The 12,162-nt window shown below is 30.7% G+C and carries 7 protein-coding genes; all 7 read left to right on the top strand.

From position 1 onward, the window contains the following. Nucleotides 1-21 precede the first annotated feature (21 nt). The 7 genes from WAO74_RS00565 to WAO74_RS00535 all read left to right on the top strand — a co-directional run bounded on the left by WAO74_RS00565 (nt 22) and on the right by WAO74_RS00535 (nt 12,156). Nucleotides 22-1,296, top strand: coding sequence for an Nramp family divalent metal transporter (locus tag WAO74_RS00565; RefSeq protein WP_422158800.1), 1,275 nt, complete (start codon nt 22-24; stop codon nt 1,294-1,296). Nucleotides 1,297-1,348: 52 nt separating this feature from the next. Continuing rightward, the gene (locus WAO74_RS00560; RefSeq protein ID WP_422158799.1) at nt 1,349-2,119 is read left to right on the top strand and encodes an SDR family NAD(P)-dependent oxidoreductase; all 771 of its coding nucleotides are present in this window, start codon (nt 1,349-1,351) and stop codon (nt 2,117-2,119) included. Between the two features lie 127 nt (nt 2,120-2,246). Next, nucleotides 2,247-4,892, top strand: a complete 2,646-nt coding sequence (locus tag WAO74_RS00555; protein WP_422158797.1) for a chondroitinase-B domain-containing protein — start codon at nt 2,247-2,249, stop codon at nt 4,890-4,892. A gap of 164 nt (nt 4,893-5,056) precedes the next feature. Beyond that, complete coding sequence (locus tag WAO74_RS00550) at nt 5,057-5,971, top strand: T9SS type A sorting domain-containing protein (RefSeq protein WP_422158795.1); 915 nt, start codon at nt 5,057-5,059, stop codon at nt 5,969-5,971. A gap of 78 nt (nt 5,972-6,049) precedes the next feature. Then, on the top strand, nt 6,050-8,305 hold the full coding sequence (locus WAO74_RS00545) for an alginate lyase family protein (protein ID WP_422158794.1): 2,256 nt from the start codon (nt 6,050-6,052) through the stop codon (nt 8,303-8,305). A 7-nt stretch (nt 8,306-8,312) separates the two neighbouring features. Continuing rightward, nucleotides 8,313-8,660 (top strand): cupin domain-containing protein, encoded by a 348-nt coding sequence (locus tag WAO74_RS00540; protein ID WP_422158792.1) that lies wholly within the window; start codon nt 8,313-8,315, stop codon nt 8,658-8,660. Nucleotides 8,661-9,045: 385 nt separating this feature from the next. Continuing rightward, complete coding sequence (locus WAO74_RS00535; protein WP_422158791.1) at nt 9,046-12,156, top strand: SusC/RagA family TonB-linked outer membrane protein; 3,111 nt, start codon at nt 9,046-9,048, stop codon at nt 12,154-12,156. Nucleotides 12,157-12,162 lie beyond the last annotated feature (6 nt).

The raw sequence follows: 12,162 nt of genomic DNA, 5'->3' as shown, positions 1-12,162 counted from the left end.
AGTAAATAACAATTAAAAATTATGGAATCACCGAAGACTAAAAAACCTTTTTATAAAAAACTAATTGCTATTGTATTGGGTTTTGGTCCAGGTATTTTTGCAATTGGTTATACAATTGGTACAGGTAGCGTAACTTCTATGATTGTTGCTGGAAGCAAGTTTAATATGCAATTATTATGGGTGCTTTTATTAAGTTGTGTTTTTTCTGGGGTATTAATGTTCGCCTATGGAAACTATGCTTTAATAACAGGCGAAACAGCACTATTTGGTTTTAAAAAACATTTTAAATATGGTAAAATATTAGCGTTATTAATTATTGTTGGAATTACTTTTGGACAATGGAATTCTTTAATGGGTATTTTAGGAATTTCATCTAACATTATTTTTGAAATACTAGCTATAAATTTTCATGATTTAAATGGTTTTAAATATGAAACCGTTTTAATAATTGCCATTCTAATTATAGTAACCTTTTACTTGTTAATGTTGGTGGGTAAGTATACTTTTTTTGAAAAAATACTGGTTATTTTTGTAAGTTTAATGGGGTTGTCTTTTTTATTATCCCTGTGTTTTGTTCAGCCGCTTTCTATAGATGTTGTTCAAGGATTTTTACCAACAATACCAGATGTTCCTGGAGGTAAAATGTTGGTTGCAGCATTTGTAGGTACAACAATGGCAGCTGCTACGTTTTTATCACGTCCATTATTTATAAAAGGAAAAGGATGGACTATGGTTAATTTAAAACAACAGAAAAAAGATTCTATTACAGCTGCAGTTTTAATATTTGTAATAAGTGCTACAATTATGGCAGTTGCAGCTGGAGCTTTATTTTACCAAGGCAAAGCTGTTACTCAAGTATTAGATATGGCAAATACTTTAGAACCAGTTGCAGGTAAATGGGCAGTAACTATTTTCTTTTTTGGTGCTTTAAGTGCTGGTTTATCATCCATTTTCCCATGTTTGCTAATTGCGCCATTATTGGTGGCAGATTACCAATCAGGAATTTTAGATACTAATTCTCGTCAATTTAGAATAATTACAGCAATTGCTTGTTTAGTAGCACTAATTGGTCCTGTATTTGGTGGTAATCCTATCGAAATTCAAATTTTATCGCAAGTATTTAATGTGTTTGTTTTGCCAATTGTAATTTTGGGAATTATCCTTTTATTAAGTAGTAAAAAAGTAATGAGTAATTATAAAACGAGTCTTGGCGTATTTATTGGCATGTATGCTGCTCTGTTTTTTTCTTTGGTAATTTCTTATAATGGTGCTCTTGCATTATTTGATTATTTTTAAAAGTGGATACAATAAAATCAACAATTTAAACTTACAATAAACGATTTATATAATGATAAATAATAATAAACTTTTAGGAAAAAATATATTAATAACTGCTGGTGCTCAAGGGATTGGAGAAGCAATTACAAAGCATTTTATTAATGCTGGAGCCAATGTAGCTATCCACTATTTTTCTAGTGCAGAAGCTGCCAAAGAATTAGTAAAGTATGCAAAAGACAAAGGTTTAAATGCGATTGCGATTTCTGGAGATTTAACAAATGAAAATGATGCAAATTTATTAGTAGAAAAAACTATAGAAGCCTTTGGCAATTTAGATATTTTAATAAATAATGCTGGTTCTCTAGTTGCACGTAAACTGCTTAATGAAATGGAAACTGAATTTTGGCACAAAGTTATGGATGTCAATCTTACTTCTATGATGTTTGTTACAAGAGCTGCAGCACCTTATTTATCAAAAAATAAAAATAGTAGTATTGTAAATTTAGCATCACTTGCAGGAAGAAAAGGAGGTCATGCAGGCTCTTTGGTATATTCTACCAGTAAAGGAGCAATTTTAACTTTTACAAGAGCACTTTCTGGAGAATTAGGCCCACTAGGTATTAGAGTAAATGCAGTTGCTCCTGGATTAATTTTAGGCACGTCTTTTCACAACACTCATACCACCAAAGAATCGGCTGTAAAAACAATATCAGAAATTCCAATTCAAAGAGCAGGAAATTCAGATGATGTTGCACGTGCAGTTTTATTTTTAGCTTCTGAATATGATGGTTTTATAACAGGAGCCACATTAGATATTAATGGAGGTGTATATAACATGTAGTTATTTTAAGAATGGATAATCATTTTTTTTAAATAAATGAAAAATAATTTCATTTATTCATTTTAATTTTTATTTTTGGTAAACCAGTTTGGTAAACCAAAAAAAACACGCTTAAAGAACCAATAAAATGAAAAAAATTACACTACTATTATTGTTGTTATTTTCTATTTCTATAGTGGGTCAAAATATGACTTATACTATTGATGATCCAGAAGATTTAAGAAATGTAATTTATCAAGCAGGAGATGTTATCATTTTAAAAAATGGTGTGTATACAACAGATGAAAGAATCATTTTTTTAGGTTCTGGTACTGCTGAAAACCCTGTAACTTTTAGAGCAGAAACTCCTGGAGGAGTTATTTTTACTGGAGGCCCACGTTTAACTATTGGAGGTGAATCTGATAATGGAACCAAAATAGCAACAGGAGAATATTTAGTTGTAGATGGCTTTCATTGGAAAGGTGGTTATGGTGCAAGTAATTTTATCGAATTTAGAAATGGCCAAGATTTTGCACATCATAGTACAATTCAAAACTGTGTAATTGATGGTTTAGGAGTTGAAACCAGTGAACTAGCAGATGATTTAGCTGATGAACAAATTCCAAAACACAGATGGATTGTGCTCTATGGAACATACAATACTGTAATAAATTGCTCATTTATGAATAAAGTTACTGCAGGTGCAATAATTTTAGGAGAATATGCTTACAATGCTTTTCCAGATGAAGATAATGATAATTTAAACACTAGTTGTACAGAAGTAGGCCATAAAATATTAAATAACTATTTCTTTAATTATTCTAAAATAACAGAATTATATCCTTACACTAAAGCAAATGGCGATCCTTATTCTAACTCAGGTGATAGTGAAACCATACGTTTAGGAACTAGCTCTTATCAAATGGTAAATAGCAATGCCATTGTAAGTAACAACTATTTTGTACAATCTGATGGAGAAAACGAAATCATCACTAATAAAAGTAAAGGAAATACGTTTACGAATAATACTTTTAGAAGATGTAGAGGTTCTTTAGTTTTAAGACACGGTTCTTATGCAATTGTAGATGGTAACTACTTTTTAGGAGAAGATGTAGATGGTACAGGAGGTATAAGAATTGTAGATAGTGAGCATACAATTACAAATAATTATATACAAGATTGTATTGCAGTAAATAGTGGTGCAAAATGGAATAATGGTTTTACTTTTTTAGGTGGAAGTGCAAATGCTGATGTTACTTGTACAGCAGATAATGTTTCTAGCGATTATCAAAAAGTAATAAATATAAATGTTGCTAACAATACTTTAGTAAATACAAATGCCCCATTATTTTATAATGAAGATAAAGGATCTACAGATCCAACAGGAACAGTTACTAACAACTTAATTTACTTTGCAAATGCAGATCCAAATTTAACCGCTGTTATTTCTGGTGATAGTGAAACTGCTTTTACTAATTTAGGTAAAGGTTTAACCTATTCTGGAAATGTTTTTACAGGAACATCTTTGGGTGCAACAACAACTGGTTTCTCTGAAGAAGCAGGCATTGTAGCAACTGCCAATGGTGAAGTTTTTACTTTCTCAGGAGCAACAGGAAAAGGTGCAGATATGGGTTCTTATACACCAACTACTGATACTATGGTTGGTTATGGAATAGGTGCTTGTTTTGTAGATAACACAGGAGCAAGCATAACAAATGGAGATTGTACAATTGCAGTAATAGAATCTTTAACAGTTAGTGGTTTATCTGCCTTAGATCCTTTAGCTGGCAGTTATGATGTTACAGTAACTGCAAATGTAGGTTGGACAGCCGTTTCAAATGATGCTTGGATTACTATTAATACCAATTCAGGAACAGGAAATGCAACAGTTTCTGTAACAGTTACCAAAAACGATACAACAAGTTCAAGAACAGGTACTATTACTTTTACACAAGTTGCTGGTGGTGATAATATTGTAAGAACTTTATCTGTAACACAAAATGGAGCAGATTTAACTAGCAACTACAATTTAATAAATACAGGTGATGCAAATGACCCAGTAAGTGTACATTCTTTTTCAAAACAAGAAGTTGGTAATGGAAAAACAAATTATGCAACCAATACTTTAGATAAAGACAATAGTACAGTTTGGGCTGCAGATGATGATGCAATTGTTTCTGGTGATTATAAAGGTGATGGAGAGTTCATTATTTACGATTTAGGTAGTGTACATGCTGTAAACATGATACAGTACACAACTACAAACAAAGCAGACCCTTTTGGTTTTCAAATATGGGCTTCATCAACAGGAACAGATGCTTCAGATTTTACTAAAATACTTCCTGTTTCAGCAGATTTATTGTTATCTGCAACAAGTACAACAGATTTTAATCAATTTGAAATTTCTAGTGGTTTAAATGCTCGTTTTATAAAATTAATAGGTTTTGGTAGATTTAATAGTGATGGAGATACTAGAAAAAGTGTATGGAGTGCAGTTGGCGAAATAGAGTTTTATGGTTCATCAATTTTATCTGTAAATGATGTAAAACCAATAAATGAATTAGCAATTTTTCCTATTCCAGCAAAAGATATTCTTTACATTAAAAACACAAATCAACTCATAAAAGAGATAGCTATTTATACAATTGATGGACGAAAAATACTAGGAAAAAAAATATCAAAATCTACTCAAAATTCCACTCTAGATGTATCCAATCTAAAAAATGGTTTATACATTATTAAAGTTGATGATGAGCAAAACTCCGTTTCAAAAATTATTACTATAACAAAATAGAATTTAGGAATTAATTTTATTTCAATTTAAACTAACATAACTATTTAATTAATAGTTTTTTAAAATAAATTTTGATAATCCAAATAAAATTGTATTTTTGGAAAACCAAATTGGTTATCCAGTTTGGAATACCAATCAAACATAAACTTTTTAAACTCACTCTTATGAAAAAAACATTACTTTTCGTTACTTTATTAGCAACTACAGTATTTTTTGCCCAAACGCAACCCACAGTTCATAATGCTACTTTTGACAATATAGCCAAAAACGAAGGCTCAACTTGCACCTGTTCTGGTTGGATAAATAAAGATATTGCAGACCAAGCAGAATCATCAACTAAAGATTCAAATGATGTAATTAAATTTGACAACTTAGAATCTGATGGTATATATCAAGAAGTTGCTGTAGAAGCAAATAGCAATTATACACTTGATTTAGATTATTGGTACTCATCAACAAGTACTACAACACAATACATAGAAGTGCTTATATTAAAAGGAAGTGAATATAAAAATGGTTATACTCCCATATATGCTGCTCCTGCAGATGCTGCTCAATTAGGTTTTGGTTATGAAACAGTGGCGTCTGTAGATAATACAAACAATCATGTAGCAAGAACCACTATTGTGCCTCCTGCAGATACAAATAAAAATGCAATGACTCAATTAACTTTTAATACGGGTGCAGAAACTAGCATTGCAATTTTTATTAGAGCAGTAGGCCCTTATGATGCAAATTCACATGGAGATTCTGGTAAAGACAAAGGTTGGATGAGTGGTGATACAGAAACTAGAATAGATAACCTAGCGTTAGTTAACTTAGGTGCAACAGCATCAGTAGATGATGTGTTTTCATCTAAAGTTAGTGTGTACCCTAACCCTGCAAATGAGTTTTTAAATATTTCTTCATCTGTTGAAATTAACAAAGTTGAGGTGTACAATTTATTAGGAAAAAAAGTTTTAAGCTCATTAAAATTAAATGATAATAATTTAAATATTTCTTCATTAGCAAATGGAATTTATATGATAAAACTTACAAGTGGAGATTCTGTTGCCACAAAAAAAATAATAAAAAATTAGAATTTAATGTAATATAAAATAAGTACTTCAATATTATTATATTGAGGTACTTTTTTTTTAACGCATCAAAATAAATCAATGTTAAATTTCTCGAAACTTTTAATTGTCTCTTTTTTAATTTTTTCTTGCACAAAGCAAGTTTCGCAAACTGTATCTAATGATAATAGTGAGCATCCAAAATTAATTTTAACAAAAAAAGGTGTTGAAAATATCAGAAAAAATTTAGGGAAAATTCCAATTTTCGACAATACATTACAAGCAGTAAAAGATGAAATAGATGCAGAAATTGCATTGGGTATAAAAACACCAATTCCTTTAGATTATTCAGGTGGTTATTCACATACTCGTCATAAAAAAAACTTTCTAGCTTTGCAAAAAGCAGGTCTTTTATATCAAATTTTAGAGGATGAAAAATATGCGAAGTACGTAAAAGATATGTTACTACAATATGAGGAAATGTACAAAACATTGCCTTTACATCCTAAAACTAGATCTTATGCAAGAGGTAAATTATTTTGGCAATGTTTAAACGACTCTAATTGGTTGGTTTACGTAAGTCAGGCTTATGATTGTGTTTATAATTATCTATCTAAAGAAGAACGCAATAAGTTAGAAACCAATTTGTTCAAACCCTTTGCAGATCATATATCCATAGACAGTCCACAATTTTATCAAAGAGTTCACAACCATAGCACTTGGGGTAATGCAGCTGTTGGAATGATTGGATTGGTTATGAATGATGAGGAATTAATAGAGCGCGCTTTATATGGCATAAAAGGTTTAAATTTAGATAAAACTGCGAAAGATGATGATGGAGGATATTTAAATAAAGATGGTAAAGCTGGTTTTTTAGCAAATATCGAAGAACCATTTTCACCTGATGGTTATTATACAGAAGGTCCTTATTATCAGAGATATGCAATGTATCCTTTTTTAATTTTTGCTGAAGGATTGCAAAACGTAAGACCAGATTTAAAAATTTTCGATTACAAAGAAGGCGTACTTTTAAAATCTGTTAATGCACTTTTAAATTTATCGGATGCAGATGGCGAATTTTTTCCATTAAATGATGGTCAAAAAGGAATGTCTTATTATTCTAGAGAATTAGTAACAGCTGTTAATATTGCCTATAAATATGGAAATCAAGATACTGGCTTATTAAGTATTGCAGAAAAGCAAAACGAAGTATTATTAGATGATTCTGGATTTTCTGTAGCTCTTGCCATTAAAAATGGGGAAGCAAAACCATTTCAGAAAAAATCGATTAATTTAAGTGATGGTTCAGAAGGGAAACAAGGTGGAGTTGGAATTTTAAGAAGTGAATATTTAGAATTGGTTTTTAAATATGCAGCTCAAGGTTCAAGTCATGGGCATTATGATAAATTATCATTTTCTTTATACGAAAATGGGCAAGAAATAATTCAAGATTATGGTTTGGCACGTTTTGTAAATATCGAACAAAAAGGTGGAGGTAATTATTTAAAAGAAAACAAAACTTGGGCAAAACAAACTATAGCCCATAATACGGTTACGCAAAACGAAACTTCTCATTTTGATGCAAAATATGATATTGGAAGTCAGCATCATTCTGAACTGCATTATTTTTCTTCAGAAAACGAAAATGTTCAAGTGGTAAGTGCGAAAGAAACGAATGCATATCCAGGCACTGAGTTACTGCGAACAATGGTTGTTATAAAAGATAAAGATTTTGAAAAACCTTATCTTTTAGATATTATGAAGATAAATTCAAGCAAAGAAAATCAATACGATTTTCCTTATTACTTTTTAGGACAAGTTTTAAATACGAATTTTGATTATAAAACTCCAGAAAATTTGCAGCCTTTAGGGAGCAAAAACGGATATCAACATTTGTATTTAGAAGGTTCAGCAAACGCATCAAGTGAAAACAGCAAATTATCTTGGATCAATCATCAAAAATTTTACACGTTAACATCCATTACAAATAATAACGATGAATTGTTGTTTACCAGAATTGGCGCTAATGATCCTGAATTTAATCTTAGAAGAGAAGCAGCATTATTATTAAGAAGAAAAAACACAAAAAATACGCTTTTTGTATCAACCATTGAGACACATGGTAGCTATAGTCCAGTTTCTGAATTTGCGGTAAACTCGAATAGTAGTATTAAAGAACTAAAAGTTGTTTTAGACTCAGAAGAGTATACTGCAATTGCAGTTACAAATATAAATGATACCACTAAATTGTTTATAACATCAAACAAAAAAGACACAAAAGAGGCAAAACATACAATAAAAATTAACGGTAAGAATTATGATTGGAATGGTTCTTATTATTACGAATTAATTAAATAAAAACAAAATGAAAACATTTGGAGCAAGTAAAGAATTTTTATTAGACGAAAACCAAGATTGGGAAATAGTTGGTGAAGGAGTAAAACGAAAAATAATGGGGTATGATGATAAAATTATGCTTGTTAAAGTACATTTTTCTAAAGGAGGTATTGGTTATGAGCATGAACATCATCATTCTCAGGTAACGTATGCTATAGATGGAGAATGGGAATTTACAATTGGAGGAGTTACAAAAACAGTAAAAGATGGCGATTCTGTTTATATTCCACCTCATGTTTTACATGGAGCAACATGCACCAAAGAAGGAATTTTAATAGATGTTTTTAGCCCAATTCGTGAGGATTTCATGGAATAGTATTTCAATTGAATTTGGAGCTTTTGGTTTATTCTATACTATCTTAACTAAAATGTTTAGTTTTTTATCAAAAAAAAATATCAAAGTATTGTTTTTAACAAAATTTTATATATATTTGGTAAACCAAAGTGGTGAACCAATTTTGGCAACCAAAAAACATTACGTGTATGAGATTAAATTTGAATTAATTAAAACAAAAAGGATAGGTGCACGCCTATCCTTTTAAAAACTTCTTCTGAAGGAAGTTAAGACTAAATACATAACTATTAATTAAGCATTAGCAAAAGCAAAAATACAAAAATTGTTTTTTTAATGTTATGTGCCAAAAAAAAAATTTACCAATTAAAAGGTAAACTAATTACATTTTTAAACATAAAATAAAATTATGAAATTAAAATTTAAAATAACATTACTATTAGTAATGTTAGTAAACATTTGCTTTTACGCACAAGACTCATACACCTTAAAGGGTGTTGTAACGTCTAAAGGAGATAATTCTCCACTTCCTGGAGTAACCATTAGAATTTTAAAAACTACAAAAGGAATACAAACAGATTTCGATGGAAACTATTCTTTAGAGGTTAAAGCAGGAGATGTTTTAGAGTTCTCTTACTTAGGATATGCGTCTCAATCTGTTATAATTATTGGTCAAAAAACTTTGAATATTTCAATGGTAGAAAGTGCTAATGAATTAGACGAAATTGTAATTGTGGGTTATGGTTCGCAAAAAAAGTCTCATTTAACAGGGGCTATATCTAAAGTAAAAAATGAAAAACTAGATCAAATTTCGGTTGCAAGGGTAGATGATGCCTTAATTGGTCAGGTTTCTGGGGTTAATATACAAGCTACAAATGCAGAGGCAGGTGGGGCACCTACGATTACTATTAGAGGTGTAGGATCTATAACAGCAGATTCAGGTCCAGCTTTAGTAGTAGATGGTATTGTTGTTAGTTCTGAGTTTTTTGGAAATATAGACATGAATGATGTAGAGTCTTTTGAAGTATTAAAAGATGCAGCATCTGCTGCTATATATGGTAGTGAAGGTGCAAATGGTGTTATTTTGATAACCACAAAAAGTGGTAAAGAAGGAAAAACAAAATTCAACTATCAAACCTATACAGGTTTTAAAAATGCACATGGTAGTGACGATTATAGAAAAAGTGTAGCAGATTGGGCTAAGAAAGAACAAGCTTTTACAGGGGCGCTTTCTAACGAAACACAATATGCACAATTATTAGTTGCGACTACTGGTATAGATAGAGATTGGCAAGATGTTTTCTTTAATGGAGGTACAGTAACAAGTCACTCTTTTGCAGCAAGAGGAGGTTCTGAGAGTACAAGTTTTAGTTCCTCTTTAAGATATGTTCATGATGAAGGTGTCGTAATTACAGATGATTACAAATTATATACTGGAAATGTAAAAATCGATTCTAAATTAGGTAAAAAAGTTAAATTTGGTCTTAATTTTACACCATCTTATACTTCTCAAAGAAGGTTACCAACATCTATTCACAATCCAATACGTCAATCACCTTGGTTGCCAATTTATCATACAGCAGAAACACTTCAATTTATAAATAGGGGTTCTTATCCAAATGTTCAAATAGGAGATTATTTTAATGAAGACCATCTACTTAGTTTGGATGTAAATCCTAATGATAGTTTTGGATCAAGTAGACCTCGTACTTCTGGAGATTCTAACCCATATGCTCAATATGTAGAAAGAGAGCATTATGAGTTTAATACCAAATTATTTGCTTCTACCTATTTTAGCGTTAAACTTTTAGACGGCTTAACTGCAAAAACATCTTTAGGGGTTACTATAGAAGATAGAAGAAGAACCAGATATGATGGTACATTGCACCATGCTGCAGGCGCTAGTAGAGCACAATATAATTTACAAAATAGAAGCAGAACTAGAATAGTTTCAGACAATACTTTATCTTATTCTAAAAACTTTGGAAATCATGAGTTAGACTTTTTAGCAGGTATGACTATTCAACAAAGAAAAAGTTCACAAAGTGAAGTTACAGGTAATGGGTTTTCTAACGATTTAATTAAAAATTTACAGGGAGCTACAGCAATTGCTAACTTTTCTGAAGTAAACACAGAGTTAAGAAAAATTGGTTATTTTGGTAGAGTTAATTATGCTTTTAATGACAAATATTTAGTTTCGGCTTCATATAGAAGAGATGGTAGTTCTGTTTTTGGAGTAAATTCAAAATGGGGTAATTTTCCTGCAGTTTCTGCAGGTTGGAATGTTGCTAAAGAAAACTTTTTAAACGATGTTGAAGCTATTAGTAATTTGAAATTTAGAGTTAGTTATGGTTTAACAGGGGCAGAAAATTTTAATGTTGGTAACGACCTTGTTAATATATGGCCATACTTAGCTTTATTAAACAACTCTAATGCTATTACAAATGGCAGTATTGCTGCTGGTGTTTCTCCTCTTAATATTGCAAATACATTATTACAATGGGAAGCTTCAGAAGAATTCAATCCAGCTGTAGATTTTGGTTTTTTTAACAACAGAATATCTGGTTCATTAGATTATTATAGAAGAACAAGTAATAAATTACTATTAAACAATCCTGTTTCTTATGTTACTGGTTTTAATGGAGGTATCGTAAATTTAGGAAAAGTTGAAAATAGTGGTTGGGAATTAGAATTGAGAACTAGAAATGTTATTAAAGAAAACTTTTCTTGGAATACAACTTTTATAGCATCTACAAACAAAAATGAATTATTAGAATTTGGTAATTCTAACAATGCACTAATAGAAGATGATTATGGAAGAAACTCTCAGTGGATTAATAGAATTGGAGAGCCTATATCTTCTTTTTGGGGATTTGTAGTAGATACAGATAAATATGATGATACAGAATTTAGAACTAAATATGTAGACAGTCCTTGGAACAGAATTAATGGCGAAGCAGAGGATACAATTGTAAAAGATTTAAATGGAGATGGTATTATTACAAATGATGACAAAACCATTTTAGGAAACCCTTACCCAGATTTAGTATACAGTTTCACAAATGAATTCAAATTCGGAGATTTTGATTTCTCTTTTATGATACAAGGAAGTTTAGGTGCGCAAGTGAATAACATAGGAGATCAATATTTTTATAATTGGTTTGGGAATAGTACAAGAAGTGGTGGTGAGGCTCAGGCTGTTGCAGACGGACTTGTACCTCATGAATCTTTCATTCAAGAAAAAGTGTTAACAAGTGAAGTTATAGCAAGTGCAGATTACTTTTCATTAAGAAATGTGAACCTTGGGTATAATTTTTCAGAAGATGTAACATCAAAATTAGGGATATCATCACTAAGATTATATGCTACTGGCCAAAACTTGCTTTATATTACTGCTAGTGATTATCATGGTTTTAACCCAGAACATATAGATGGTTCCAACCCTAGAGCTTACGGTTCTCAGAGAGCAGGGACACCTATATTTAAAACATACACTTTAGGTATGAATATTGAATTTTAATTTTAA

Origin of the sequence: Polaribacter sp. (assembly GCF_049276715.1) — a bacterium.
Taxonomy (GTDB): Bacteria; Bacteroidota; Bacteroidia; order Flavobacteriales; family Flavobacteriaceae; genus Polaribacter.
This window is presented reverse-complemented; position numbering and strand designations above follow the sequence as displayed.